Origin of the sequence: Rhodanobacter sp. C01, assembly GCF_002001045.1 — a bacterium.
Taxonomy (GTDB): domain Bacteria; phylum Pseudomonadota; class Gammaproteobacteria; order Xanthomonadales; family Rhodanobacteraceae; genus Rhodanobacter.
The window spans coordinates 99,877-125,959 of sequence record NZ_MUNR01000009.1 but is presented as its reverse complement, the minus strand read 5'-3'; the positions used below and the strand labels follow the sequence as shown (position 1 = coordinate 125,959).

Here is a 26,083-nt window from a genome sequence, read left to right as displayed (position 1 = left end):
ATACGGTGTCGTTTACTTGCTGACGGAGTTTCCCATGATGGCAACTGGTCTTGTGACAGCCGGTCTTCTCGTCGTTGCCGTGCTTGGCCTCGTGCTTGCGGTGTGGCGAACGATGACGCGCCGAACACCTGCAGACGTCGGCTACGCCAGCTCCATCGCCTGGCGCGCCGGCCGTTTTCGCAACGTGGCCGACACCCGCGCCGGCAGCCTGCCTGTGGTGATGCGCGAGTTCTGGGCGAATCGCGGCATACGGCGCAAGCCACGCCATTTGCTGCCGGTGACGCCGGTGCGCGCGGACGTATTGAACGGCGCGGCATCGCAATCGCTCCAGGTAACGTGGCTTGGCCACTCCACCACCTTGATCGAGATCGATGGGCTGCGCCTGCTCACCGACCCGGTGCTGAGCGAGCGCGCCTCGCCGCTGCCGTTCGCCGGGCCCAAGCGTTTCACGCCGCCGGCATTGACGGTGGCGCAGCTGCCGCAGATCGACGCGGTGCTGTTGTCGCACGATCATTTCGATCACCTGGATCGCGACACCATCCACGCGCTGGCCCGCAAGGTCGGGCGTTTCTACACGCCGCTCGGCGTGGGGCGGCGCCTGATCGCCTGGGGTATTGAAGCCGCGCGCGTGGTGGAGCTGGACTGGTGGCAGGAGGCGACGTTCGGCCCGCTCACCTTCGCGGCTACGCCGGCGCAGCATTTCTCCGGCCGTGGCCTGCGCGATGGCAACTCGACGCTGTGGGCTTCGTGGACTGTGCTGGGCACGCGCGAGCGGCTGTTCTTCAGCGGCGACACCGGCATGCACGCAGGCTTTGCCGAGATCGGCGAGCGCTACGGGCCGTTCGACCTCACCCTGATCGAATGCGGTGCGTACAACGAACTATGGCCGGACGTGCACATGCAGCCGGAGCAGTCGATCGCCGCACATCAGCTGGTGCGCGGTCGCACGATGATGCCGGTGCACTGGGGCACGTTCGATCTCGCCATGCATCGCTGGGACGAGCCCGCCGAACGCGCCCGCGCACTGGCCGCGGAGCAGGGCGTGCATCTGGTGCAGCCACGCCCGGGCGAAACCGTGCGGCCCGATTCCGTTTTGCAGGCGCCGTGGTGGCGTGCGTTCGAAACCGATGCTGCCATCCACCGTTCTGCCCATGTCACGCAGGGGCATCCTGCATGAGCGGGTGGTTCCGGGAGCTCGGTACACCTGCCTGATACGCTCGAGCAGGTCGCCATGAACCTGTTCATGGCGACCTGCTGTTCTAAGGCTTGACAGTGGGCGAGTCCAGCCGGTCGTAGTTGACGATGGCGTTGAAAACCAGCGGGTAGCTGCCGATGGTCTCACCGCGCCAGATCGGATTGCTGGCGAACAGCAGTACGTGTCCCTTGCCGTAATGTGCATTCACCACCGCGGCGTGTTCGGCCATCTCGTCGCCGCCGTCGAGCAGGCCGGCGATCAGCAGATGGCCCGCGTCGGCGTAGCGCAGGACCACTTGCGGGCGCTGGTCAGTCGGAATCACCCACGGGTTGTTGCGCATCTGCTCGGCGTTGAGCGGCAGTGCCTGCCACGGCTTCGCATCGGGCAGCGCAGGCGGCTCGACTGAGCTGCGACCCTCGGGCGTGTCGGTGTCGTGCGGGCCGCCACGGCCGGTGGGGCGCTGGAAGTCCTTCGCAGTGGGAATCCCGTTGTCGCCGATGACGAGGTTGGACACCGTGAACGACTGACCCTGCGCACTGTATAGCGCGAGATCGTCGCTGGTGTAACCCTCCGCGATCGGGTTCTTGCGATCGACGAAGTTGGCCTGCAGCACGCTGCCGACGATTTTCAGGTTGTGCGTGGGCGTGACGAACACGCCCGGCGCCATGCCGGTGTCGATCGCGAACTTCGCGGTGTCTTCGGAGGTGATCAGCAGGCCGCCGGCACGCACGAACTGTTTGAGGTTTGCGAGGCCATTGGCACCCAGGCCGGGGCGGATGTCGTCGGTGCTGTCGATGTGGCCGATGTTGGGCGTGAGCCTGGTGGTCTTCCATGGCATAGGGTTGCCCCACATCGGCAGGCCGTCGACGATCTGCTGCGCCGTGACACCGCCGATCGGGCCGAACAGGATCACGTCGTACTTCGCGTGCAGGTCGCTGGTCTTCGCCACGTCCTGGGTGCTGATGTAGCTGTATGGGACGTGCAGCTTGTCCAGCGCCATGCGCCACCAGCCTTCGGTCTGGGTATCCAGCCAGGTGTGCATCAGCGCGATGCGCGGCAGCTTGCCGCCGGACATGTCGATCGCGGCGAGCCCCTGTGGCACATCGATGGGCTGGCTGACCAGATCCATCGGTGCCTTGAGGATGGCATTGTCGGTGACGCGTACCGCCTGCACGTCGAACAGGTCGCCCATCGACCAGGCAGTGTCATCGTAGGGATGCTGCTGCGGATCCTTCGGCGACCAGTACTGGCGGTCCAGCAGGGTATCGGCGATGCGCGAATACGGCTGGTCCATGCGCACCACGTAGCTGCCGGCGGCGAAGGTCCGCGATGTCGGCTTGCCGGCCTTGCCGTCGTCGTCCTTCGGAGCGGGCAGGGTCACCGTGACCGGTGCGGTGAGGCGGCTGACCTCGGCATGTTGCAGCTGCATGATGTGCAGTAGCTGTGCCTGTGAGCCGGTGCGCCTGTCGTCGGCCGGGAACACATAGGCAGCCGGGCCGGCTTCCTGCGGCTTCTCGATCGAGCGCTTGCTCTTCAGGTAGAAGTTCTTCAGGAACAGCTGGCTGTTGTCGGAAAAATAATTCAGTGCCGTGAGCAGGCCGGTCTGCTCGTAGTTGTTGTTGTCGCGCTGCGACCAGGTGACCACCGGCCACGGCGGATTCGGCTTGTACCAGGTGCGCTGGTAGTCGGCTGGATCGAGCGTGCGCTTGACCGTATCGGCGCCATCGTTGCCGAAGGTTTCATACAACCGGCTGACGCCGTTGTGCATGGCGGCGATGAACATCAGGTAGCCCGGACTCCAGGTATCGAAGTCGCCATGCGTGAACACGCCCGGCATGCCGAACTTGGTCAACTCCTGCACGTTGTTCCAACCTAGCTGCTGCCACTCGCCGGTGAGGATCGGATCGATCCACGCGTTGTACGGGCCGTCACCCACGGTGTTGTCGTACAGGAACGGCACCGACTCGTGCAGGTCATGCAGCACCTGCGCGTGCCAGCCGATATAGGTATCGGCGACGTTGCGGGTGAGGTTGAGCGTCATCGCCATCGCATCGCGGTTGTTGTCGTGCGCGACGTAATGGCCCCAGTACATCAGCGGCGAATAGTTCTCGCCCGGGTGCGCCAGGTGCCAGTTGTACAGGTCGACCATGCGATCACGGCCATCGACTTCGACCACGGGGGTGATCAGCGTGATCACGTGCGAGCGGATGTGCTTGACGTACGGCGCATCATCGACCGCAAGGCGGTAGGCCAGTTCCATCAGCGCAGTGGGTGCACCAGTCTCGGTGGAGTGGATGGTGCCGGTGATGTAGTAGACCGGCGTGGATTGCGCGATCAGCTGGTCGGCAGTGGCATCGTCCATGTTGATGCTGCGCGGGTCGCCGAGCTTGGCCAGTCGCGCCTTGTTCGCATCCAGATCGGTCAGCAGGCTTTCGTCTGCAATCGCCACCGCAATCATCTCGCGGCCTTCCTCGGTCTTGCCGATGGTGAATACCTTCACCCGCGGACTGGCAGCGGCCAGCACACGGAAGTAGCGGTAGACATCGGCCGAGTAGGGCAGGTAGTTCGGTGCGCCGGAAATATGGCCGAGCACCTTCTCCGGCGTCGGCACGCTGGCCGAGGCGGGCAGGTAGTCGGTCAGTGGCGAGTTGAACGAGGGATCGGTGGTGAACTTCAGGATCTGGTCGGTATAGCCCTGATCGATCGGCTGGTTCGGATCGCGGGCGTAGCCGGATGCCGCCATTTCCCCGGGCGCTGCCTCGGCGAACACGTGCAGAGCGCCAAAGGCAAGGGCCATCGCAAGGTAGAGCCGGATGGATGTGCGCATGTGGATTCCCCAGAGTCTGCAATGGCAAGCAATTTATGCACTCTGCCAGAACCGGGACACAGGTGTGTAGGCCATGAGTTGGGTGGGGGTTTCCAACCGCGGGAGAATGTGGATCGAAGCGGAAGTCGCGTATCCTCGACATGCAGTTATTGGCGATTCGACGAGTCCCGATGCAGGGCGCCATCCTCACGGAGCGATCGGCACCCGTGCCATCTTGGTGGTCGAAAAGGCCGTCAACTGCCGATGCAGATCAACGAACACGGGCTGTTGCAGATCGCAGGTCGCAACCGACCGAGTAGATCCATCCATGGATCCCTGCTGTGCCTCAACTGCGTGTTTTATGCGCCTGCGCACCGGCGTGACATTCCGGGGGCTTCAGGGCGCGGATGCGGCCGATGTGGCGATGGTGCCGGTCACGCCAGGGCCAATGCTCGAACCGATGAACTCCAGCATCTTCGTGTAAAGCTCGGTGTTGTTGGTTTCGTCGTAGAAACCATGCATCTCATTGGGCTTGTACAGCCATTCGTGCTGGATATTGCGTTTCAGCAGTGCCGAATGAAGGTTTTCGCCTTGAACCGGTGGCACGCGCTCGTCCTTGCCGCCGACAACCAGCATCACCTTGGCCTTCAGCTGGCCGAGCTGGTTGATGGGAGAGCGTTTCGCCAATACATTGGTATCGGTGCCGAGGGTCTTCTCTAGGAACTTTTCACCATTGACCGACTGCGGGATGTCACCGCGATAGCTCATCAGTGCCAGGTCGTAGACGCCGACGTAGCCGATGGCGCACTGGTAGAGATCCGGTTCCTTGACGGCGCCTTCGAGCGCCGCATAGCCGCCATAGCTGGCGCCGAAGATGCATATGCGTCGCGGGTCGGCGATCCCCTGCGCAATCGCCCAGCGCGTGGCGTCAGTGACGTCGTCCTGCATCTTGCCGCCCCATTCGCGATATCCAGCGGTCATGAACTTTTCATCTCGGCCACCCGAGCCGCGGAAGTTCACTTGCAACACGACGTAGCCGCGGGTTGCCATGGCCTGCACGATGGGATCGAAATCCCAAGTATCGTAGATTCCGAATGGCCCACCATGCACGTAAACCACCATTGGCAGGTGTTTTGCATTTTCCTTCCCGGGTGGAAAACTTGCATAGCCGCGCAGTTTCAGTCCATCGCGTGCAGCGAATTCGAACGGCTGCTTGCCTGCCATCCGGGTGGGGTCGATCCATGGAGTGCGCGGCAGCAGTGGAGTGAGCTTGTTGGCCTGGCGGCTGTACAGATAGAACGTACCAGGGTCGGCATCGGCATAGACGTACACAATGCTGTGTTGACCATCTTGAGTCCCGGAGATGAAGCGAACACTCTCCCCGGGGAATTGCCGCATCAGCATGACTAGGGTCTTCGCGTCAGCCGAATCGCTGTCGAACAATGCAGCAGCGGGACGGCCATCCGTGAAGTCCACGCCGATGATGTCGCCAGCCATGCCGCGCAAGAGTCCCGTTACCGGAACTGCCGTGTTGCTCCAGACGGTTTTCGAGGTGGAATTCGCCGGATCATTGCTGCATACGGCAAAGGCTCCGCCGTTGGCGGGGCAGCTGAAGTACACCACGCTGTCATCATTGCTGAATGCAAGCGGGTAGGAGTGGTCATGCTCGGCCCTCTGCATCTCGTTCCAGCCGGTGCTGCCGGGGGGGTGCTGAAACACCCTTTTCCTGCCATTGACATCCTCCCCGATGGCATAGCGAACACGACCTTGGTGGTCGGCGATGAATTCCGAGATGTTTCCGGGCGCGGTTGTGACACTCACCATATGCCCGCTATGGACGTCCATCTTGGAAATGATCCAAGGTCTGAAATAGGCCAGTTTGTCGACTGCATCGTCGCGCACTATTCCATCCTTCAAACTTGCGACCAGTATTTCGTCCGGGTCGTTTGGAATCTTGGCAATAAACAGGGCGGATCCGAGTACCTTAGTGTTGCTGCCATCGGCGTCGATTGCGAGCAGCAATCCGGTGGCTTGAGGCGCGTCATAGCCACCCCTCGGTTTGCCTGTAGTGAACACCACGCGCGTGGATGAAACCCACTCGAAATTGGTGACGTCGTCATTTTTGTTTGGCCGGATAACACGCCCGGCTTTCATGTCTGCGATAGGAAGCAGCACCAGCGCGGTATGCCCATCGACCACGGCGGTTGCGGCGAGGTATTTCCCATTGGGGGAAATTATTACGTCCTCGCTTGCGGGATGCCGCGCCAAGTCGGCGAATGACACCGGTTCGGCGTGCAGCACGGAGACAAAAAGCAGCAACAACAACGCAACGATCCAGCGTCGCAAAACCATCGTGATATTCCCCTGTAGTAAACGTGCGATCGGCCACCCCGGCTCGACCGCATTGCTGCGCACTTTACCGCAGTTGAAAGTTCACGTAAGCCACGGGAGTGGCTTTGGCATATTCCATGGTTTGTTGCGACAACGAATGGGTGCCGAAGGTGGCAGGCTACCCCAGGGACTTTCCGACTTGTTGACTCAACGTGGCCCCGGTGGCGGGATGGCCGCCAGCCGGTGCGTCGAAAGCTTGTCGTAATGCGGCTGGCACTGTTCGACGAGGCCGTGCTGGAAAGCGCTCAGCGTGGCCTCTTGCCTGCGCCATGGCTCGAAACCGGTGGAGCGCTCGACCGCGGCGTACCAGTACGGCGCCCACACGCCGTCGCTGGCACGCGGACCGCATGGCCACTGCAGCATGCCTGCGCTGAAAGGAATGCACAGGCGCGTGCACAGCGCATTCAAGATGCCTGCGGGATTCTTCAGCACATCGGTGGCATCGATCACCGGCGGTGCGGAGCCGAGTCGGTCGCATACGTGATCGAACAAGCGAGCCTGTTGCGCGAAGCCGAGTTCCCACGCGGCGGCATCGGGACGCTGGATGGTGAAGGACGCCACCACCGCCTCCGGTTCGCGGATCAGGAAGCAGTTGCAGACCTCGTCGAGCCAATCCAGCGGCATCTCCGGCAGCATGTGCTGGGTCATGTGCTTCTGGTACCAGAGTGGCTTGCCGCCCGGAATCGGGCCGGTCAGCATCGCGGCGACTTCCGTCGCGTTCGTGCTCTGCGCGGCGATCACCTCGTCGCGTCCCGGGTGGCGCACGGCGGTCTCTATCAGGTAGTGCGCATAGAACGGTTCATCGATGACGGCGGTGTCATCGCGGTTCTCCCAGGCGCGCATCATCGCGGTGGAGATATTGCGCGGCCCCGACCACATCGCGATGCGCAGGCCATCGCGAGGCGTATTCATACGCAGGGTTCCGACCGGCTTTCCGTCTTCACCAGGTCCATGTAGATCTGCTGCAGGCGCTCGACCATCGGACCACGCTTGCCGTCGCCCATCGTGCGGCCATCGATTTCGCAGACCGGCACCACGCCGGCGAAGGTGCCGGTGACGAAGGCCTCCTCCGCACCGTAGACCTCGGTGAGGCTGAAGTCTTTCTCGAATACGGGTATGCCGTGCGTGCGACATAATCGGATCACGTTGGCGCGGGTGATGCCGCCCAGGCAGTAATTGCCGGTCGACGTCCATACCTCGCCGCGCCGCACGATGAAGAAATGAGTGGAGTTGCAGGTGGCCACGAAGCCATGCGGGTCGAGCATCAGTGCCTCGTCGTAACCGGCTTTCTGCGCTTGGATGCAGGCGAGGATGCAATTGAGCTTGGAGTGGCTGTTGAGCTTGGGATCCTGTACATCGGGTGCGCCGCGCCGCACGTGTACGGTGAACAGGCGGATGCCGCGTTCAATCGTGGCCGGCAGCGGCTGCTTGTATTCCGGGATGATGACGATGGTCGCAGGGCCGATCACGAAGCGCGGATCCTGGTGCGGGGTCGCCTTGACGCCGCGCGTCACCATCAGCCGGATGTGCACGTCCGACTGCATGCCGTTGGCACGCAGCATGTCAACGATCCGGCGGGTCAGCTGCTCGCGGCTCAGGCCGATGTCGAGGTCGATCGCGCGGGCACCTTCGTAGAGGCGATCCAGGTGTTGGTCCAGGAACGGCAGCCCGCCGTCGTGCAGGCGCAAGCCTTCCCAGATGCCATCGCCCAGCACGAAGCCGCTGTCGAACACCGACACACGCGCCTCGTTGCGCGGCTGCAGTTCGCCGTTGACGCTGATCCTGATCGTCTCGTTGCGCGGATCACTCTGATAGTCGTGCGTGCCTTTGCTCATGGATGGTGGCCTTGCCGGGACAGGTCTCAGGTTACCTTTTCCTCCCGGATTCCGTCGCGCCCGCCGTTCAGCGGTGGCAGCACATCCTGGCCTGGTCGGGTGTAGGGCGGGCAGCCGGGCTCACCGGCCCCAGGCAGGTGGGTCCGGCCAATATCCGAATAAATACAAATGAATAACCAGGCCAGGGTGAGCCAAACCGATGGTCGGGGCCTACTTTTAATCCCTGCAGGTTTTGAATTTTGCGATGGCCTATTGGTTTTCCGGCGCGACATGAGCGTAGAGTCGAACGTCTTTGTCTTTTGTATTTGGCGAAGACACCAGTAAGCCCACCTGAACATTCAAATGAGGGGAACTCCATGAAGATCCTGACTATTTGTGTGATGTCGGCGCTTGCACTGACAGCTGCTTCCAGCGCACTCGCCGCGGAGGCAAACAAGGCGGTCGTCAACCGGGACTGGACCGACAGCGTGGCACCCGCGCAGCAACAGGCCTACGAGGCTGGCCAGAAGGCTTTCAACCAGTGTCTGCGCGACCACGGCGTCAAGTTCAACCTGGTTGCGGTCACGCATGAAACGGGCGACACCTACAAGTACTCCTACGTCACCGGGCCCTACACCTGGGCCGATTTCGACACGATGGACGTGGTGACCAAACCCTGCGACGCCACCTGGCGCGCGCAGGGCAACCCGCATCTGCTGAGCGAGACCAGTGTTTTCCTGGTAGACCAGCCAGAGTTGAGTCACATGCCTGGTGGCTGGGAAAAGCAGGCACAGCCGGCGTTTCTGGACGTCATCTATGAAACGCTGAAACCGGGACATGACGCCAACGAGGCATTCACCGCGACGGTCAAGAAGATCGCGGCTGCCGCAGAAAAATCGCAGTGGCCTTATTACTTCCGTACACTGCAGGTGCAGGGTGGCGACGAAGGTTCCCCGGATTACCTCGTGGTGCTGCCGCAGAAGAGCTGGGCGGACTACGGCACCGAGGCCAGCCCGTCGCTATGGAAGATGGTCGAAGGTGTCTATGGCAAGGAAGATACCGCTGCGATGCGCAAGTCACTCAACGATGCGGTCCAGCATTCGTCTTCGCATGTCGATCGTTACAGCGCGGACTTGAGTTACGTCCCAGGCAAGTGAGCGAAAGTGGGCTCTGTCCGGGTGACCCGAATCGCGGGCCGCCCGGATAGCATGAGGGGACGACAAGCCAATCCTGTTATCCGGGTCGTGGATGTCTGGGAAGGCCGGACATCCACGGGCATTGTGCCCATCGAGGTGGGCATGGTTATGCGTCGCCATCCATGCTGGCGCTGACGAGAATGTCCTGAACTTGCCTGCCTCGATGGTCTTCGGTGTACGCCAGCCGGAATCGGAGAGATGACGGCAAAGATGGCGACGCCGTGACCAAGTGACCGCTTTGGGCGACATCGCATTTTCTGTTCGCGGGAAAAGCGATAAGGTGTGCCCACAATTCAATTCACCAGCATCGACTACAGGGGGGCCTAATGATCGAGCTGGAAATCCAGACCCTTTCGGAAACACGGGAGGGTCTCTTGATCGAGGTGGGCCGACTCGTCATGTCGAGCGGATTCACCTTGCAACGGCAACGTCTGGTGCAGGATCACCATGGTGTGCTGATGACGATGGTCGTACGTGGACCCTGGCTGAAGAGGCGGGCGCTGGAGGCGTCGCTGGATGCCAACGAGCGCATCATCAGTTTCAGGACGGCAAAGTTCGAAGAGGGTGCGCCGAAACCGCATTTCGCCGCGTCGCGTCCGATGGCTGGACCAGCTGTGGTTGCCGTGTCGGCAGCTGCCATCAAAACCGAGCGACCGCCGGTCCCCACGGCTGTGGCTGATGAAGGCGAAGCAGCCGAACCTGCCGCCACACAGGTGATTTCAGCCGAGCCGGAACCACAACAGGAGCCGGAGTTCGTCTTCATGGTGCCGCGTGCACAACCGCCTGCACCTGTGCCTGCGGAAGCCACACCCTTTGTCGATCTGATACCGCTGGGGCCTGACATGGAGGCCGTCGAGAAGGTGCTGCCGAAGCTGACGAACGACTACCCGCATATTTTGTCGAGGCTGTTGGCTCTGGAGGGTTCCGTCGCCGAAGCCGCACGCGATTCGTCACTTTTCCTGGCCGGACAGCGCACGGGTGTCTGGGTGTTCGAACGTGACTTTGCGCTTGATGCCGGACTTGCCCTGGATGAGGCGATCGAGCGCGTTGGTGTGCCTGCGTTGCGTGCGCTTGTCGAAGTCGAGAACCAAGGCGAGCAGCTGCATATTCGCAACAGCCCGCTGTGCTTGGATGGCGGCCATTCCCGTTGCCAGTTTTTCAGCGGTTATCTGGATGGCCTGCTTGGTCGGGCCATCGCGTCGAAGAGCCTGTCGATATTCGCCGTCTGTTGCCGCAGTTGTGGTGCGGACGAGTGTGTATTGGCAATCTCCGATTGAACGTCATGCCGGAGCTTCGTATTCGTTCCTGCGTGGCATCGCAACGGAATCAAGGGAACACCGCCATCACGGGCGTTAAGGGCCGCTATCGCCTGTTGCCTGGACATGTGATCTGATCATGCAACGCTATTTCGCGTTGCCACGTCTGCGCAGGCCATCATGTCCGAGCCCCTTGTCGCCCCCTGGCTGTATTCCATTGCCTTGCTGCTGGGTCTGTTGATCTGTGTGCAACTTGGCTTTGTGCTGGGCAGACGCTACCGCATCAAGGGCGACTCCAGCACGTTGAGCGGGGCAGTGTTCGGTTTGCTCGGCCTGCTGCTGGCGTTTTCGTTTTCCGGAGCGGCCAGTCGGTTCGAGCATCGGCGCGAGCTGATCACGCAGGAGGCCAATGCCATCGGCACGGCCTACTTGCGCATCGACTTGTTGCCTGCGGCGCAGCAGGCGCCGCTGCGCCAGGCAATGCAACGGTATGTGCAGCTTCGGCTGGATATTTACCAGGCCGTGCCGGGTTCCGCGGCAGCGTCGAAGGCGTGGACTGACAGCGTGGCCATGCAACAGCAGATCTGGACCCAGGCCACCGCAGCGGCGCAGGCTTCGGGCAGCAATGCCGCCCTGAGCTTGATGGCGTCTTCGCTCAACGAGATGTTCGACATCACCACGACGCGACTGGCGGCTACGCGCAATCACCCGCCGATGGTGATCGACCTGATGCTTTTTGTGCTTGCACTGATGTCCGCGTTGCTCGCTGGCTATGGCATGGCTGATGGCGAACAGGTGCCCTGGCTGCAGGTAACGGTGTTTGCGGTGGCACTGACGGTGACGGTATTCGTCATCCGCGATCTCGAATATCCACGTCTCGGCCTGATCAAGGTGAACGCCGCCGATAAGCTGCTCATCGAGACGTTGCAGGGGATGACGCCCAAACTCGCGCATTCGCCATAGCTTCGCAGCGAGAGGAGGTGTTGCCTCCCGCTTTGGCCGGGTTGAAATGCTTGAGGAAATAGTCCCGACCACGATCTTCATCGCCTGGACTGCCTTATCTCCGCCCGCGAGATATCGCTTCGAGGGAAAAGGCAGGGCACATCGATGAGGCTCGTGTCGCCTGGAAGCGCATCGCGTGCGGCGGCTGCGCACTCAATGGCCGCTCGCTGCTGCCGCACTGGATTTGGCGGTGAACGGCGGCCTGGTCAGCCAGATCACCGGGATCAGCAGGATGAAGATCCAGCCCAGCGCGTGGAACAGTTCGTTGAAGCCTATCTGGAGGGACTGCTGGGTAATCATGTTGTTGATCAGGCTGGCGCCGGTCTGCGGGTCGCCGCCGCCCAGTTGGGTGATCGCGTTTTGCGCGATCGGGTTGTAGGCCGTGATGCTTTCGGCGAGCTGGGCATGGTGCACGGTGGCGCGGCGGTCCCACAGAAAGGTGGTGAGCGAGGCGGCGAAGCTGCCGGCCAGCGTGCGCAGGAAGGTTGCCAGACCGGAGCCTGCGGCGATCTCGTTCTGCTCAAGGTCCGACAGCAGCATGACGGTCACCGGCATGAAGAACAGCGCGACGCCGAGCCCCATCATCAGCTGCATCATGGCGACGTGGTAGAAGTCGATGTCGAGATAGAAATCGGAACGCAGGAAACAGGTGACACCCATGATCACGAAGGCCACCGAGGCGAGCAGGCGCAGGTTGAAGCGCATGGCGTAGCGGCCGACGATGAAGGTCAGCAGCAAGGGCGCAATGCCCAGCGGCGACGCCGCGAAACCGGCCCATGTCGCGGTGTAGTTCAGGCTTCGTTGCAACCACTGCGGCAGCAGCAGGTTGATCGCGAAATAGGCAGCGAAGGAAAGTACCAGCGCCAGTGTGCCGAACTTGAAGTTGTGGTGACGGAACAGGCGCAGGTCGATGATCGGGTCCTTGTCGGTCAGCTCCCAGATCAGGAACACGGCCAGACTGATCGCCGCGATGATGCAGGTGATCACGATGAAGCTGGAGTTGAACCAGTCCTCGTCGTTGCCCTTGTCCAGCATGATCTGCAGTGCGCCCACGCCGATGACCAGGGTGATCAGGCCCACGTAATCCATTTTCGAGCGGACGATTTTCTCGACACGACCCTTCATCTGCCGGCTTACCACCACACTGGCGAAGATGCCGATCGGCACGTTGATGAAGAAGATCCAGGGCCAGGAATAGTTGTCGGTGATCCAGCCGCCTAGGATCGGCCCCGCGATCGGTGCAACCACGGCCACCATCGACAGCAGCGCCAGCGCCATGCCGCGCTTGTGGGTCGGGTAGATGCCGATCATCAGGCTCTGGGTGACCGGGTACATCGGGCCGGCCACTGCACCCTGCACTGCACGGAACAGGATCAGCATGCCCATGCTCTGCGAGATGCCGCAGAGGAAGGAGGACATCACGAACAGCAGAGTGCACCCGATGAACAGCTTCACCTCGCCGAGGCGGCGAGTCAGAAAGCCGGTGAGCGGCAGCGAGATCGCCATGCTCACGGCAAACGAGGTGATGATCCAGGTGCTCTGGTCGTTGCTCACGCCGAGGTTGCCGGCGATGGTCGGCAACGACACATTGGCGATGGTCGAATCCAGTACCTGCATGAAGATCGCCAGCGACAGCCCGATGGTGGACAGGCCGAGGTTGGGTGGACGAAATTCGGTGCTCAATGGGGTGACTCTGGTACGAGAGAGGTACCGACCGGGCAGTCCTGCGTAACCGCATGAAAATTGCCGGGTGGTTTTGTTGATCCCGCGAAGCCGCAGCTGCGCAGCATCTACGGGAGCGGAATATTACATGTTATGTATATTGTTGTCAGTGCAATAATTGCTTACGCTTGAATATACGCCATGGTGGACCTGCAGGTGATGACTGCGTGGCAGAGATGCGATTCCGCGGGCTGTCCGGACAGCATGCCCATCGTCCGCGGACAGTCGGTCATTTCTGGTGGTGGCGCGGAAAATGGCTTGGCAATGCGGCTTGTCGCGGTTGCAGTCGGTTGGCATGAGCTTTGCCATCCAACTCTCGAAAGCTTCATGACCCAGCCAAGGAGAACCGCCATGAAATTCGAGACCCTGATGCTGCAGACCCTGTTCAGCGCCTGCTTGCTGATTTGCCTGCTGGCGATGGGCGCCATGCTCACCACCCACGTCAATGTGGCGAAGGTGGCTGACAGCGATGCGCCGGTGGCTGCCACGACGAATTGAAGAGCGGGACCGATGGCAGTCCGCAGTGCTTGTCAGGCGGTCAGCGTGGCGCAAGACTGCAAGGCCACTTCCCGCAAGCAAGTGCATGAGCCTGACCCATACACGACGTGAGCAGTTGTTCCCGGTGCTCAATGCCGCCCAGCTGGACGTGGCGCGACGGTTTGCAGCGTCGGCACCGAAACGCTTCGAGCCGAACGAAGTGCTTTACACCGTCGGCGAGCGCCAGGCGCCGGTGTTTATCGTGATCTCCGGCGACGTGCTGATCCGGCGACGGCAGGCGACCGGCAGGGAAGAGCTCATCGCGATACTTCCGGCGGGCGGGATCACCGGCGAAATCAGCCAGCTTGCAGGACGTTCGGCGCTGGCCGAAGGCCGCGCAGGCGCCAACGGCTGCGAGGTGTTGGCGTTCGATGGCGCTCATCTGCGCGCACTGATCATCGGTTCGGCCGAGCTGGGCGAGATCGTGATGCGTGCCTTCATCCTGCGCCGCACGGCGCTGATCAGCGAGGGGGCCGGTTCGATCCTGGCTGGGCGACCGGGCGAACCGGCGCTGGTGCGACTGGAGGGGTTCCTCTCGCGCAACGGTTATCCCTATTCGGTGATGGATGTGGCCGACGATGGCGAAGGCCATGCGCTGGTCGAACGCTTCGGCCTGCAGGACGAGGACCTCCCGATCGTGCTGTGCCCCAACGGCAACCTGCTCAGGCATCCGTCGGACATCGAAGTGGCGGCCTGTGTCGGCATCACGCCGGAGCTGGATCCGGAACGTGTGTTCGACGTGGCCGTGGTTGGGGCCGGTCCGGCTGGGCTGGCCACGGCGGTGTATGCGGCGTCGGAGGGATTGTCGGTGCTGGTGCTCGATGCCCGCGCGTTCGGCGGACAGGCCGGCGCTTCGGCACGTATCGAGAACTACCTGGGCTTCCCGACCGGCATCTCCGGTCATGCGCTGGCCGCCCGCGCGTTTACCCAGGCTCAGAAATTCGGTGCGGAGATCGCCATCCCGGTCAGCGTGAAGGCGCTCGAATGCGGAGGCGACTTGCGCCAGCCCGGTGAGCTGTTCTCGTTGCGTCTGGACAACGGCATGGCCATGCGCGCGCGCAGCGTGGTGGTGGCTTCGGGCGCACGCTACCGCGGGATCGATATCGCGAACCTCGCCATGTTCGAGGGCGCCGGCGTGTCCTACTGGGCGTCACCGGTAGAGGCGAAACTCTGCGAAGGCGAGGAGATCGCACTGATCGGCGCCGGCAATTCGGCGGGACAGGCAGTGGTATTCCTGTCGCCGCGGGTGAAGCATCTGCATCTCGTGGTGCGTGGCGACGGGCTGGAGGCATCGATGTCGCGCTACCTGATCGAACGGATCGCCGCGTTGCCCAATGTCACCTTGCATGCGCGCACCGAAGTGACGGCGTTGCGCGGCGATGCCATCAGCGGACTGGCTGGCGCCACGTTTCGCCATCGCGACAGCGGTTCGGAATGGAGCGGACCGCTGCGTCACCTGTTTCTGTTCGTCGGTGCCGAGCCGAACGCGCAATGGTTGCAGGGTTGCGAGATCGAGGTCGATGCACACGGTTTCATCTGCACCGGCCAGCCCGGTCGTGGCCCGCAGTGGTCGCTGGCCGGGCGCGAACCGATGCCCCTGGAAACCAGCGTGCCCGGCGTGTTCGCGATCGGCGATGTGCGCGCCGGCTCCACCAAGCGCGTGGCCGCCGCTGTGGGCGAAGGCGCCCAGGTGGTCGCCGCACTGCATCAGGTCCTTGCGCTGGACCGGCAGCGCACCGAGCGGAATGCCTGAGCAGCGATGCCAGAATCGGAGCCGGTCCGGTCCGCTCGTGTGATGGGGAGCTGGCCTCAGCCCGCCTTGGCGCGCCGTGGCAATCTCCATCCCGGCCTGATGAAGTGGCAGGTATAGCCCGTGGGGTAGTGCTCCAGATAATCCTGGTGCTCGGGTTCGGCCTCCCAGAAATCGCCAGCAGGGGCCAGTTCCGTGACCACCGTGTCCGGCCAGAGGCCCGAGGCGTTGACATCGGCGATGGTGTCTTCGGCTACCGCTTTCTGTTCCTCGCTGGCGTAGAGGATGGCCGAGCGGTAGCTGCTGCCGCGATCGTTGCCCTGGCGGTTGGGTGTGCTGGGGTCGTGGATCTGGAAGAAGAATTCCAGCAGGTCGCGGTAGCTGATGACCTGTGGATCGAACACGATCTCGACAGCCTCGGCGTGCGTGCCATGATTGCGGTAAGTGGCGTGGGGTACATCGCCACCGGCATAACCCACGCGCGTGGAGAGCACGCCCGGCTGACGGCGCAGCAGATCCTGCATGCCCCAGAAACAGCCGCCGGCGAGGATGGCGCGTTCGGTGGTTCCGTTCATGCAGTTGGCTCCCGGGTGTCGAACAGTTTGCGGTAGTCGCCGTAGCCTTCGCTGTCCAACTGGTCGAGCGGGATGAAGCGCAGCGAAGCGGAGTTGATGCAATAGCGCAGACCACCTGTTTCACGCGGACCGTCGGGAAAGACGTGACCGAGATGGCTGTCGCCGTGGCGCGAGCGCACTTCGACGCGGCTCATGCCGTGGCTGTGGTCCTGGTGTTCGACAACGTGTTCGGTTTGCACCGGTCGCGTGAAGCTGGGCCACCCGCAATGGCTGTCGAACTTGTCCAGCGACGTGAACAAGGGCTCGCCCGAGACCACATCCACATAGAGCCCTGGCTCCTTGTGGGCGTTGTAGATATTGCTGAACGGCCGCTCGGTGCCAGCTTCCTGGGTGACGCGGTACTGCTCGGGGGTAAGCCGTGAAACGGCTTCCGGAGTCTTGCGATAGTTCGACATGGGCTGCCTCCGTCCGGATGATCGGGAGAATACGCTGCTGTGGCAGACGTTTCGCATACATGGGGGTCGCCACTGCTGGCCCAAGGGACGGAAGAGGATGTCTTGCCGCGATGCCGCGTGCCGCGCGGAAGTCGATTGCATGCCTTTCACGGACTGCGAGGATTTGTTCCAGGCAGACTTGCGCTTTACTGCAGGCTGAAGGTTTCCTCAGGTTGATTGTGCTGCTGGCACTGAGTGAAGATGCCCATGGCGGAAATCAATCGGGAAGACCGCAGTTCAGGCGCGCATTCATTGCAAAAAGGATATTCGCATGGGCATGGCAAAAGCTGAAGGCCGCGCTGCAGCAGCTGCACCCCAAAAGCTGTCGCGCCCGTTCTGGAATGAAGGTCCGGTCGTGAAGTTCTGTGTCGGCTTTTGTGTATTGGTTCTTGCGGAAGTGATCGTCTACGTCACGATGCATTTTGTTTTTTCCTTCTTCTGAGCGCCGTGATGAGGGTGGCCGGGTCAAATGAAGTCTCTGGTTCGGAGTCCTGATTGCCTGCCGATGGATTTTCGGGAATTGGTGGACAGGGAGTTTGCGATCCATAGTTCCGACATGCCTGGTCCAAGTTTGACCGTGGATATTCCATGCGGATGCTGAGCGTGCGTTCCAGCCTGCTCGCGGAGCTTGAGCAGGACTGCTTGCTGGACGAACCGGATCGGCTGCTTCAGCGCATCGAGGCGCAGGATCGCCTGGACGTTCATTTTCCGCAGGACTCGGACGCCGGGAGTGGGACCGAAGCAGCACTAGAGTGCCGGGCCCGGGCGATCCAGGCGCGACTGGATGCAGTGAATCGCGAGCTGTACGAAGGTATCCGCAGCGGGATTCAACAAGGCGCCGGACAGGATCGTGTGCTCGCATGGTCGCGTGCATCCGGTCATGAAGAGGGTGTCGCAGGTCGAGACGGCAGCGACCGTTACGATTATCTCGACGAACTCGTCAGCGGGATCCTGCAGCTTGACCAGCCCGACGACGAGGCGATCGAAGTGGCGCCGGAGATGGTGTTCTATCAACCCACGCCGGCACGTGTCATCTTCGATCTGATCGAGCGCCTGGAGTTGACCGGCCAGGACGTGCTGATCGATCTGGGTTCGGGATTGGGCCACCTGCCGCTGCTGGCTGCAATCTGCACGAGCGCAAGCTGCATCGGGATCGAACTGGAGGCGGTTTATGTCGACTGCGCGCAGAGCAGTGCCCACGCGTTGAACCTGACCCGAGTGACTTTCATCCAGCAGGATGCACGTGCAGCAGACCTGTCCAGCGGTACCGTGTTTTACCTGTACACGCCTTTCACGGGCACGATCCTGCGCGCCGTACTGGATTCGCTGCGGCATGAAGCATCCAGTCGCGCGATCCGTGTATGTGCGTTTGGTCCATGCGTGCAGGCCGTCGCCACGGAGCCGTGGTTGCAGGCCATTGAACCGCAAGAAGCACATCGCGCAGCGATATTCCGCTCGGTGTAGTCAGAACCTTTCGGCAACTGCGTAAAAAAACCGCTGATCCGAATTCCCGCTCAGACTGACCTTAATCTCCCGGATGGTAAATCCGTTCGGTATGCCCCTTCAGCTGGTCGGCCCAGAAGTAGACGGTGCGCAGGTTGCCGGTGGTATAGCGTTCGGCCTCGTCGTTGAAATGCGGTGAATCCGGATGGCCACTCTCGCCGCCGGCGGTGATGGCGCGGGCCTGGACCCTGGGGCCGAACTCGACCACCGCGACAAAGCTGTTGCCACTGGTGCCGTAGTAGCGCTTCGTGCCTGGCCAGCGGTGTGCGCCGAACGAGGCCAGCGAGCCCCAGCGTGAGGAGGTGAACGGTACCGGGATGCTCGGCTTCGTATCGTCAAATGGCTGCACGATGTCGCCGTTGATGCGCTGGTAGCGGTTGATCTCGCCCCACGGCACGCCCCAGCTGCCGAAATCCTTCTCCAGCCGGTCGGATGCCTCGAGCAGCGCCTGCAGGCGGGCCTTCGGGCCGGCCTTTTCGGCCATGTAGTCGTAGATCGACAAGCCTTCGGCAGTGTCGGCCTTGCTCACTTCGTCCCACAGGGTGTCGCCCCAGAACACCGCGAGCGAGGTCGGCATCGAGGCGATGCCCCAGCGATAGTCCCAATGGCGCAGCATGGCGATCTGGCCGGCCAGTTTCTGGCGCAACGGATTGTCGGCGGGCAGTGCATCGTAGTCGGCGACGAGTATCGGGATCTGCCGTGCAAAGGCAGGCAGATAGGAATCGAAGGCGGCGGTGATCAGCGAGGCCAGCGTGAAATCCTTCTGGTCGCTGAGCACGCGTAGCGCATGCAGGCCGCGCGGGTTCTCGCCAAAGGTATCCATGTAGCGTGGGTAGTCGGCGCGCTTCGGGCTGTACGGGCCGGCAGCGGAGTAGGGCCAGTCATTGGTGTTGAAGATCCAGCCGTTCGGCGGGTTGAGCAGATGCGGTGCCGCGTCGAGCGGCAGCAGGCCCTGCCAGTCGGTGGCCGGGTCGCTGCCGTCGACCGGCTTGGTGTAGTCGAAGCGATCGTCGCGTTTGGGGATGAACTGCGGATGCAGATAGGCGATCTCGCCCTTGTCGTCGGCGAAGATGGTGTTGTTGGATGAGTTGGCCTTCAGCTCGGCCCCCTTCATGTAGCTGGCGTAGTCGCTGGCCCTGGTGCGCAGCCAGCTTTGTTCGAGCGCTTCGAGTGGCTCGTTCATCAGCGCGATGGCGATCCACTTGCCGCTTGCCTCGCGCACGATCGGGCCGTGGTGCGTGGCATACACGGTGAAACGGCGCTCGGCCATCGAGCCATCCTCCGCGCGGTAGGGCACGTCGATGGTCCGCGTGGTTACTGGCCGCAGTTCCCTGCCGTAGCGATAGAACAGCTTGCCGTCCTTGTGCACGATCGTCTCGGCGAACTCGTCGACCGCATCGAGGCCGGTCGATGTGTGCATCCAGCCGATGTGCTGGTTGAAGCCCTGGTAGACGAAGAGCTGCCCCCAGGTGACCGCGCCATAGACGTCGAGTCCGGCGTCGCTGGTCATCTGCAGTTCGGAACGGAAGAAGAACGAAGTGTGCGGGTTGATCAGCAGCAGTGCGTGGCCGTCGGCCGTGAGCTTCGGCGCTATCGCGATGCCGTTCGATCCGGTCGGTTCCTGCCAGCTCGAAGGCGGATCCACGCGGGCGAGCGCCGCAGGGTTGCGACCGTAGAAGGCTTCCAGCCGATTGAGTGATACGCGTTCGATATCGCCGCCGATGCTGCCTTCGCTGAAACTGAGCGCCATCCATGGTTCAAAGTGCTTGATGACATGCGGATGCACGTCCGGATGGGTGGCGAGATAGTAGTTGAGCCCGTCGGCCCAGCTGTTCATCAACGCCTGCAGCCACGTGGGGCTCTTCGCATAAAGCGACTTCAGCACGACCGGATCGATGAACAGCTTCATCCGCAGGTCCTGCCAGATCGCGGACTGGCCCTCGGCCTCGGCCAAGCGTCCCATCGCGTTGAGGTAATTCGTCTCGACGCGGTTGAAATCGTCCTCGGCCTGCGCATAAGCCATGCCGAACACCGCATCGGCATCGGTACTGCCATGCACGTGCGCGATACCCCAGTCGTCGCGGGTGATCGTGACCGCCTGTGCTTCGTGGTGCCAGCGCGCTTCGTCAGGTGTGCCGGCCCGGACGACCGTGGCGAACGAGAGCGCAAGCAGGGCAGCGATCGTGAGCGATGGCAGGTACTTCGTACTGCGTGCGGACATCAGCTGTCCCGTCCCGGGTGTTGTTGGAAAACGGGGTCAGGATGCACTTTCCTTGGTGGTCCCGCCATGGCTCAAAGGTCATCGGGTCATCACGCCGCGTGGCGCCGTCAGGGTGTTGCCTGTAGCTCGGCGCCCATCTTGGCCAGCTTGGCAATCGTATTCATGTTGCGCGCGGTACCGCTTTTCGCGGCGGGTATCGTCAGGCGCGAATCAGCCATGCCATCACCGTAGTGCACGTAGATTTCGCGCGTGCCGCAGGCCAGCCGCTCATCCTTCTGATGTGTCACTGCGTCCAGCGCGCCTGCGGGAGGAGCGTTGTCGAGAAAGATCGCAACGACGCGATTGCCCGGCTTGTCCGGGAACGGATTGTCGGCGAGGACCTGGGCCATCTCGGCCGACGTGCGCACGATGACGCCGACCGGCTTGCCCGCATGGTCGTGCAATGCCTGTTCCAGCTTCTTCTTCACGGCAGCTTCGGCAAGCCTGCTGCCGAACACCACGTTGCCGCTGGCGATATACGTGCGGACGTCGGTGAAGCCGGCCGTTTCACACATCGCCTTCAGTTCGCTCATCGGCAGCTTGCCGGTGCCGCCGACGTTGACCGCGCGAAGCAGTGCTACATAGCTGGTCATGCCCGAGTTGCCCCATCCGGTCGAGGGCGATCAGTTTCCTGTTCGTCCGGGATGGATTCAAGCGCCAGCCATCCGGTATTGAACCTGCCGGCGCAACAACCTACCTTGCATCACATCCCTACGATGCAGGAGCAAGCGGTGCCCCAACTGTCCGACTTCCCGATCGCCACGCGTTGGCCGGCGCAACATCCCGACCGCATCCAGCTCTATTCGCTCAACACGCCGAACGGCGTGAAGGTGTCGATCCTGCTGGAGGAGACCGGGCTTCCCTACGAGCCGCACCTCGTCGACATCATGAAAGGCGAGAGCCATGTACCGGAGTTCCTGTCGCTCAATCCCAACGGCAAGATTCCCGTGATCATCGATCCGGATGGCCCCGGCGGTCAGCCGCTTGGCCTGTTCGAGTCGGGCGCGATCCTGCTTTATCTGGCGGACAAGACGGGCCGGTTCATCCCGGCCGATCCGGCGCAACGCTGGGAAACCATCCAGTGGGTGTTCTTCCAGATGGCGTCGATCGGCCCGATGTTCGGTCAGGTGGGCTTCTTCAACAAGTTTGCCGGCCGGGAGATTGCCGACAAGCGACCGCTCGAACGTTATGTCGCGGAATCGAAACGTCTGCTGGCCGTGCTCGATAATCGTCTCGAAGGACGCCAGTGGATCATGGGCGATGACTACACGATTGCCGACATCGCCACGCTCGGCTGGGTCAACAACCTCATCACGTTCTACGAGGCGCGTGAACTCGTGGCGTACGACAGTTTCGGCAACGTTGGCGCATGGCTCGATCGTGCGTTGGCCCGGCCGGCGGTGAAGCGCGGCTTGGGAATTCCTGGCCGGGGCTGATCAGCTTGCCAGTGAGCCGGGTACTGCCGCGCGTTGCGGTTGCCTTGCCATCGCCACGGACTGCGCCGAGAAATGCCTGCATGGGTGAGTAGGGTGGGATGGCGCACATGACAGGCGCCGGGTTTCCTACGCATGAGGTGATGGCATGAATCGTCGGAATTTTTTCAAGGGAGCTACCGCAGTGGCTGCCGCGCTCGTGCTTCGCCCCGCGCTTTCGTTCGACGCTTCTGCGGAGACTGCGGTGACGCGCCTCGCTGCGCTGGAGCGCAAGTACGGTGGCCGGCTGGGCGTGTCGATTCTGGATACCGGCAGCGGGCGCCGCGCTGTACACCGTGCGGACGAACGCTTCCTGATGTGCAGCACGTTCAAGCTGCTGGCCGTGGCTTCGGTGCTGGCACGGGTCGACCGCGGCGCGGAACAGCTGGACCGGCGCATCGTCTTCGGCAAGGAGTCCGTGCTGGCCTGGGCGCCGGTGACCAGTCACCGCACGGGCGGGCAAGGCATGAGCGTGGCCGAGCTATGCGAAGCAGCCATCACGGTGAGCGACAACACGGCGGCGAATCTGCTGCTGGCCAGTCTGGGCGGACCGGCCACGGTAACGGCCTATGCGCGTGGACTGGGCGACCCGCTGACGCGGCTGGACCGCATCGAGCCCGAACTCAACACAGGCGGCCCGGGCGATGTGCGTGATACCACCACACCGAACGCGATGCTTGCCGACCTGCGCACGCTGTTGCTGGGCGATGCGCTTTCCATGGCCTCGCGCCGGCAGCTGGTCGAGTGGTTGCGCGCCACTCGCACTGGTGTCGACAAGCTGCGCGCGGGCGTACCTGGCGATTGGCAGGTGGGAGACAAGACCGGCAGCGGCGCGCACGGCGAGAGCAACGACATCGCGATCATCTGGCCACCGCAGCGCAAGCCGCTGCTAGTGACCGCCTATTACGCGGCATGGCCAGCAGACAGTGCCGGGCACGATGCCGTGCTGGCGGAGGTGGGGCGCATCGCTGCGTCGATCTAAAGGTGCGGCGATGATCGCAAAGGAGCCGCGGCACTCGCCAAGGTTCAATGGATCCGCCAATCCGAAGGCTTCTTTTTGTGCAGGAAAACGACCGGCGATTACCAGCACGGATGTGGAAGCAGCCGCTGGGCGTGCCCTCGACAGCCGGGATACCGCGACTCAGTCGTCGTCGTTCTTCGGTACGCTGACCTTGCCCTTGACGTCTGCATGGCGGATGTCACCGCTGCCGCTGGCGCCCACGGTGAAATCGCCATTGACGCCATTGGCGGTGACATCGCCCGAGCCGGTGCTGCCGACCCTGGCGTCGTGGCCAATGCTGCTGAGCGTGACGTCACCTGACCCGGTTGAGCCGATGTCGACACTGCCATCCACGTTGCTGAAGTCGAGGTCGCCCGAACCGGAGTGATCGGCCTGCACGTCACCGCTCACGCCATCGATGTGCACATCGCCCGAGCCGGTTCGGTGCAGCTCGACGCTGCCGACATGTTGCGCCTTCACATCGGCCGAGCCGAGTTTCAAGGCCAGCGCGCCATGAATGTGGTCTGCCGTCAGATCGCCCGAGCCCGAGTTGAAATCCAGCGACGCGAGGTTGCTTGCGTTGACGTCGCCGGAGCCGCTGTCGACCTGGACCGCGAGCGTGGCAGGCACGCGCACCTGCAATTTCAGATACGCATAGCTGGAACCGAACAGACTGAAGGTGATCATGCCCCGGTCGTGCCGGGTGTCCACCGTGGCTTGCGCGCCATTGCGGCTGGCGTCCATCTGCAGATCCTTCAGCCACGACGCATCCGAGGCGCAGGCGGTGCCGCGCACCTCCACCTTGTTCAGGCCCGGCACGCTCTGTATGTCCAGGTCGGTGGAGCCGAGTGTCAGGAGCAGGCTGTTCAAGCCGGTGGCATCGAGATCGGCGTTGCGCGGCGCGCTGTAGCGGCAGTCGGCTGCGCTGGCTGCGAGCGGCACGATGGTAAGCAACAGGGCGAGGGTGGCTTTGCGCATGAGGTCTGCTCCAGGTTGGTCATGTCGGTCAGGCATGCCGATATCGCTGCCCATTTATAGGTGATGTCCACCTGTGCGCGATACATGACCTTCGACAGCATGCCGATCGGCACGGGTGCCTGGTGCTGTCGCGGTCCGACACATCCGGCTTCTTTCCTGCCGCAGTTCATCCCCTGAACATACCAATTGGTCACCAGACCGGCACAATCCGCCCCTTGGAGCTTGTCTGCGTCGTCTGCGCAGCGAACAGTGCGTATATTCACGACAACCGTGGCAGAGGTTAATGCGATGAACCGGAGAGATTTGCTGAAGGCCGCGCTGGCGATCCCGTTCCTGCCGGCCGTATTGCCGCGCATGCTTTCACCGGCCCTTGCCGGGGTCGTACCGACTTCTCCCTTTCGTTCACGTGTGCGTCCCGGTGATGCGGCGTGGCCGTCGGCGGCCCGCTGGGAGGCGCTGAGGCGGGATGTGGGAGGCCGGCTGCTCAAACTGGAATCGCCGTTTGCCAACTGCGTCGTGACGCCGACCAGCGCTGCCTGCAGCGAGGCTCTCAGGCACCTGAAGAACCCGTACTACATCGGCGATCAGCCTGCACTGACCCAGACCAGTGGCTGGGTCGACGCGTGGACCTCGCAGCCCAGTGCCTATGCGGTGGCGGCAGAGAATGCGGCGGATGTCGTGGCCGCGGTCAACTTCGCGCGTGAGCATCATTTGCGCCTGGTTGTGAAGGGTGGCGGCCACAGCTATCAGGGCACATCCGATGCACCTGATTCGCTGCTTGTATGGACGCGGCACATGAACGACGTCACCTTGCACGACGCCTTCGTCGCGCAGGGTTGCTCGGGCCGGCAGGCACCGCAACCCGCGGTAACGGTTGGCGCCGGCGCGATGTGGATCGATGCCTACGATGCGGTGACCACGCGCGGCGGTCGGTATGTGCAAGGTGGTGGCTGCACCACCGTGGGCGTCGCAGGCCTGGTTCAGAGCGGCGGGTTTGGCAGCTTTTCGAAGAACTACGGCACCGCGGCGGCCGGGTTGCTGGAAGCGGAGATCGTCACGGCTGACGGAGTAGTGCGCATTGCCAATGCCTGCACCAACCCGGACCTGTTCTGGGGGATCAAGGGCGGCGGCGGGGGCAGCCTTGGAGTGGTCACCCGGCTGACTCTGCGCATGCGCGAGCTACCTGAAACCTTTGGCGTGGTGTCCGGCGCGATCAAGGCATCTTCGGATACCGCTTATCGAGAGCTGATCGCGCGGGCCATCGCGTTCTACCGGAGCGACCTGTTCAATCCCCACTGGGGCGAGCAGATGGTTTTCCGCAGCAACAACACCCTGCGCATCTCCATGCTGTTCCAGGGGCTGGAGCAGAAGCAGGCCGAACAAATCTGGGCGCCTTTCCTCGACTGGATACGTGCGCGCAAGCAGTACGCTTTCGCCAGCGAGATAAAGATTCTCGGCATGCCTGCCCGACATATCTGGGACCCGGGATTCCTCCAGAAATATGCGCCGGGTGCGATGGTGGCGGACGACCGGTCAGGGGCGCCGCGAAATCATGTGCTGTGGGCAGGCGATCAGGGCCAGGTCGGGCAGTTTCTGCATGGCTACAAGTCGGCGTGGATGCCGGCGTCGCTGCTGCGCGAGGATCGGCAGGCTGCCTTGGCCGACGCGGTATTTGCCAGTACCCGCCAGTGGGAGACGGCCTTCCATTTCAACAAGGGTCTGGCTGGTGCGCCTGCAGACGAAATCGCCGCGGCGAAGGACACGGCGACGAACCCGGCAGTACTGGATGCCTTCGCACTGGCCATCATCGCCGGCGAAGGTCCGCCGGCCTTTCCCGGCATGCCAGGGCCCGGTCCCGATCTGACCGGGGCGAGGCATGCTGCTGCCAGCATGGGCAAGGCGATGGATGAGTTGCTGAAAGTCGCTCCCGATGCAGGTTCCTATGTCTCGGAAAGCGACTATTTCGAACGTGACTGGCAGGCTGCGTTCTGGGGCACCAACTACCCGAAACTGGCAGCGGTGAAGCGCAAGTACGATCCGGATGGCCTGTTCTTCGTCCACCACGGCGTGGGCAGCGAAAGGTGGAGTGCGGACGGATTCACGCAGGTGGCGAGTCGATAGGAAAGGAGCAC

The 26,083-nt window shown here is 62.6% G+C and carries 21 protein-coding genes; 11 read left to right on the top strand and 10 right to left on the bottom strand.

The features are described 5' to 3' along the window. The first annotated feature begins 34 nt into the window (after positions 1-34). Positions 35-1,177, top strand: a complete 1,143-nt coding sequence (locus B0E50_RS06600; RefSeq protein WP_254427197.1) for an MBL fold metallo-hydrolase — start codon at positions 35-37, stop codon at positions 1,175-1,177. An 82-nt stretch (positions 1,178-1,259) separates the two neighbouring features. Here B0E50_RS06600 and B0E50_RS06595 read toward each other — a convergent pair whose 3' ends face one another. The 4 genes from B0E50_RS06595 to B0E50_RS06580 all read right to left on the bottom strand — a co-directional run bounded on the left by B0E50_RS06595 (position 1,260) and on the right by B0E50_RS06580 (position 8,227). Next, positions 1,260-4,022 carry a M14 family zinc carboxypeptidase gene (locus B0E50_RS06595; protein ID WP_077440397.1) on the bottom strand — a complete coding sequence of 921 codons (2,763 nt, stop codon included), beginning with the start codon at positions 4,020-4,022 and terminating at the stop codon, positions 1,260-1,262. A 375-nt stretch (positions 4,023-4,397) separates the two neighbouring features. After that, positions 4,398-6,353 carry an alpha/beta fold hydrolase gene (locus B0E50_RS06590; protein ID WP_077440396.1) on the bottom strand — a complete coding sequence of 652 codons (1,956 nt, stop codon included), beginning with the start codon at positions 6,351-6,353 and terminating at the stop codon, positions 4,398-4,400. Between the two features lie 186 nt (positions 6,354-6,539). Next, complete coding sequence (locus B0E50_RS06585; protein ID WP_077440395.1) at positions 6,540-7,304, bottom strand: sulfotransferase family protein; 765 nt, start codon at positions 7,302-7,304, stop codon at positions 6,540-6,542. Beyond that, positions 7,301-8,227, bottom strand: a complete 927-nt coding sequence (locus B0E50_RS06580; protein ID WP_077440394.1) for an aminotransferase class IV — start codon at positions 8,225-8,227, stop codon at positions 7,301-7,303. Before B0E50_RS06580 ends, B0E50_RS06585 begins: the two co-directional genes overlap by 4 nt. A 356-nt stretch (positions 8,228-8,583) precedes the next feature. On the opposite strand from B0E50_RS06580, the gene B0E50_RS06575 reads away from it, so the two are divergent. The 3 genes from B0E50_RS06575 (at position 8,584) to B0E50_RS06565 (ending at position 11,621) form a co-directional block, all read left to right on the top strand. Then, entirely contained in the window at positions 8,584-9,363 is a 780-nt protein-coding gene (locus B0E50_RS06575) for a hypothetical protein (protein WP_077440393.1), read from the top strand. Between the two features lie 365 nt (positions 9,364-9,728). Then, on the top strand, positions 9,729-10,679 hold the full coding sequence (locus B0E50_RS06570; protein WP_077440392.1) for a hypothetical protein: 951 nt from the start codon (positions 9,729-9,731) through the stop codon (positions 10,677-10,679). Positions 10,680-10,838: 159 nt separating this feature from the next. Then, a complete protein-coding gene (locus tag B0E50_RS06565; protein ID WP_077440391.1) occupies positions 10,839-11,621 on the top strand; it encodes a hypothetical protein in 783 nt (260 codons plus the stop codon). Between the two features lie 192 nt (positions 11,622-11,813). Here B0E50_RS06565 and B0E50_RS06560 read toward each other — a convergent pair whose 3' ends face one another. Next, the gene (locus B0E50_RS06560; RefSeq protein ID WP_077440390.1) at positions 11,814-13,343 is read right to left on the bottom strand and encodes a DHA2 family efflux MFS transporter permease subunit; all 1,530 of its coding nucleotides are present in this window, start codon (positions 13,341-13,343) and stop codon (positions 11,814-11,816) included. Positions 13,344-13,733: 390 nt separating this feature from the next. Between B0E50_RS06560 and B0E50_RS18155 the strand changes: the two genes are divergently transcribed. Together B0E50_RS18155 and B0E50_RS06555 are read left to right on the top strand one after the other, a co-directional pair. Then, positions 13,734-13,880: a hypothetical protein gene (locus B0E50_RS18155; RefSeq protein WP_168170823.1), complete on the top strand. Its 147-nt coding sequence runs from the start codon at positions 13,734-13,736 to the stop codon at positions 13,878-13,880. Positions 13,881-13,965: 85 nt separating this feature from the next. Then, positions 13,966-15,672, top strand: coding sequence for an FAD-dependent oxidoreductase (locus B0E50_RS06555; protein WP_077440389.1), 1,707 nt, complete (start codon positions 13,966-13,968; stop codon positions 15,670-15,672). 56 nt (positions 15,673-15,728) lie between these two features. Here the strand turns inward: B0E50_RS06555 and msrA are convergent, their stop codons facing one another. Both msrA and msrB read right to left on the bottom strand, forming a co-directional pair. Further along, positions 15,729-16,244, bottom strand: a complete 516-nt coding sequence (gene msrA / locus B0E50_RS06550) for a peptide-methionine (S)-S-oxide reductase MsrA (RefSeq protein ID WP_077440388.1) — start codon at positions 16,242-16,244, stop codon at positions 15,729-15,731. Beyond that, entirely contained in the window at positions 16,241-16,699 is a 459-nt protein-coding gene (msrB, locus tag B0E50_RS06545) for a peptide-methionine (R)-S-oxide reductase MsrB (protein ID WP_077440387.1), read from the bottom strand. Before msrB ends, msrA begins: the two co-directional genes overlap by 4 nt. A gap of 310 nt (positions 16,700-17,009) precedes the next feature. Between msrB and B0E50_RS18150 the strand changes: the two genes are divergently transcribed. Together B0E50_RS18150 and B0E50_RS06540 are read left to right on the top strand one after the other, a co-directional pair. Beyond that, positions 17,010-17,180, top strand: a complete 171-nt coding sequence (locus tag B0E50_RS18150; protein WP_168170822.1) for a hypothetical protein — start codon at positions 17,010-17,012, stop codon at positions 17,178-17,180. A gap of 146 nt (positions 17,181-17,326) precedes the next feature. Then, complete coding sequence (locus B0E50_RS06540; protein WP_077440386.1) at positions 17,327-18,202, top strand: class I SAM-dependent methyltransferase; 876 nt, start codon at positions 17,327-17,329, stop codon at positions 18,200-18,202. A gap of 61 nt (positions 18,203-18,263) precedes the next feature. Here the strand turns inward: B0E50_RS06540 and B0E50_RS06535 are convergent, their stop codons facing one another. Then, on the bottom strand, positions 18,264-20,462 hold the full coding sequence (locus B0E50_RS06535; protein WP_077440385.1) for a penicillin acylase family protein: 2,199 nt from the start codon (positions 20,460-20,462) through the stop codon (positions 18,264-18,266). 107 nt (positions 20,463-20,569) lie between these two features. Beyond that, a complete protein-coding gene (locus B0E50_RS06530) occupies positions 20,570-21,094 on the bottom strand; it encodes a DUF1697 domain-containing protein (RefSeq protein WP_077440384.1) in 525 nt (174 codons plus the stop codon). A 138-nt stretch (positions 21,095-21,232) separates the two neighbouring features. On the opposite strand from B0E50_RS06530, the gene B0E50_RS06525 reads away from it, so the two are divergent. Both B0E50_RS06525 and bla read left to right on the top strand, forming a co-directional pair. Then, complete coding sequence (locus tag B0E50_RS06525; protein WP_139350772.1) at positions 21,233-21,937, top strand: glutathione S-transferase N-terminal domain-containing protein; 705 nt, start codon at positions 21,233-21,235, stop codon at positions 21,935-21,937. Positions 21,938-22,082: 145 nt separating this feature from the next. Further along, entirely contained in the window at positions 22,083-22,955 is an 873-nt protein-coding gene (bla, locus tag B0E50_RS06520) for a class A beta-lactamase (RefSeq protein ID WP_077440383.1), read from the top strand. Between the two features lie 159 nt (positions 22,956-23,114). On the opposite strand, the gene B0E50_RS06515 is transcribed toward bla, so the two are convergent. Continuing rightward, on the bottom strand, positions 23,115-23,951 hold the full coding sequence (locus B0E50_RS06515; RefSeq protein WP_168170821.1) for a DUF4097 family beta strand repeat-containing protein: 837 nt from the start codon (positions 23,949-23,951) through the stop codon (positions 23,115-23,117). Between the two features lie 288 nt (positions 23,952-24,239). Between B0E50_RS06515 and B0E50_RS06510 the strand changes: the two genes are divergently transcribed. Continuing rightward, the gene (locus B0E50_RS06510) at positions 24,240-26,072 is read left to right on the top strand and encodes an FAD-dependent oxidoreductase (RefSeq protein ID WP_077440381.1); all 1,833 of its coding nucleotides are present in this window, start codon (positions 24,240-24,242) and stop codon (positions 26,070-26,072) included. The last annotated feature ends 11 nt before the right edge of the window (positions 26,073-26,083 follow it).

Excerpts from the sequence above, each read along its gene's own strand:
- B0E50_RS06565 (WP_077440391.1), top strand. The coding sequence starts at position 10,839 with ATGTCCGAGCCCCTTGTCGCCCCCTGGCTGTATTCCATTGCCTTGCTG.
- B0E50_RS06580 (WP_077440394.1), bottom strand. The coding sequence starts at position 8,227 with ATGAGCAAAGGCACGCACGACTATCAGAGTGATCCGCGCAACGAGACG.
- B0E50_RS06575 (WP_077440393.1), top strand. The coding sequence starts at position 8,584 with ATGAAGATCCTGACTATTTGTGTGATGTCGGCGCTTGCACTGACAGCT.
- B0E50_RS06600 (WP_254427197.1), top strand. The coding sequence starts at position 35 with ATGATGGCAACTGGTCTTGTGACAGCCGGTCTTCTCGTCGTTGCCGTG.
- B0E50_RS06555 (WP_077440389.1), top strand. The coding sequence starts at position 13,966 with ATGAGCCTGACCCATACACGACGTGAGCAGTTGTTCCCGGTGCTCAAT.
- B0E50_RS06585 (WP_077440395.1), bottom strand. The coding sequence starts at position 7,304 with ATGAATACGCCTCGCGATGGCCTGCGCATCGCGATGTGGTCGGGGCCG.
- B0E50_RS06570 (WP_077440392.1), top strand. The coding sequence starts at position 9,729 with ATGATCGAGCTGGAAATCCAGACCCTTTCGGAAACACGGGAGGGTCTC.
- B0E50_RS06515 (WP_168170821.1), bottom strand. The coding sequence starts at position 23,951 with ATGCGCAAAGCCACCCTCGCCCTGTTGCTTACCATCGTGCCGCTCGCA.
- B0E50_RS06590 (WP_077440396.1), bottom strand. The coding sequence starts at position 6,353 with ATGGTTTTGCGACGCTGGATCGTTGCGTTGTTGTTGCTGCTTTTTGTC.
- msrA (WP_077440388.1), bottom strand. The coding sequence starts at position 16,244 with ATGAACGGAACCACCGAACGCGCCATCCTCGCCGGCGGCTGTTTCTGG.
- B0E50_RS18155 (WP_168170823.1), top strand. The coding sequence starts at position 13,734 with ATGAAATTCGAGACCCTGATGCTGCAGACCCTGTTCAGCGCCTGCTTG.
- B0E50_RS06510 (WP_077440381.1), top strand. The coding sequence starts at position 24,240 with ATGAACCGGAGAGATTTGCTGAAGGCCGCGCTGGCGATCCCGTTCCTG.
- B0E50_RS06530 (WP_077440384.1), bottom strand. The coding sequence starts at position 21,094 with ATGACCAGCTATGTAGCACTGCTTCGCGCGGTCAACGTCGGCGGCACC.
- B0E50_RS18150 (WP_168170822.1), top strand. The coding sequence starts at position 17,010 with ATGGGCATGGCAAAAGCTGAAGGCCGCGCTGCAGCAGCTGCACCCCAA.
- B0E50_RS06535 (WP_077440385.1), bottom strand. The coding sequence starts at position 20,462 with ATGTCCGCACGCAGTACGAAGTACCTGCCATCGCTCACGATCGCTGCC.
- msrB (WP_077440387.1), bottom strand. The coding sequence starts at position 16,699 with ATGTCGAACTATCGCAAGACTCCGGAAGCCGTTTCACGGCTTACCCCC.
- B0E50_RS06595 (WP_077440397.1), bottom strand. The coding sequence starts at position 4,022 with ATGCGCACATCCATCCGGCTCTACCTTGCGATGGCCCTTGCCTTTGGC.
- B0E50_RS06540 (WP_077440386.1), top strand. The coding sequence starts at position 17,327 with ATGCGGATGCTGAGCGTGCGTTCCAGCCTGCTCGCGGAGCTTGAGCAG.
- bla (WP_077440383.1), top strand. The coding sequence starts at position 22,083 with ATGAATCGTCGGAATTTTTTCAAGGGAGCTACCGCAGTGGCTGCCGCG.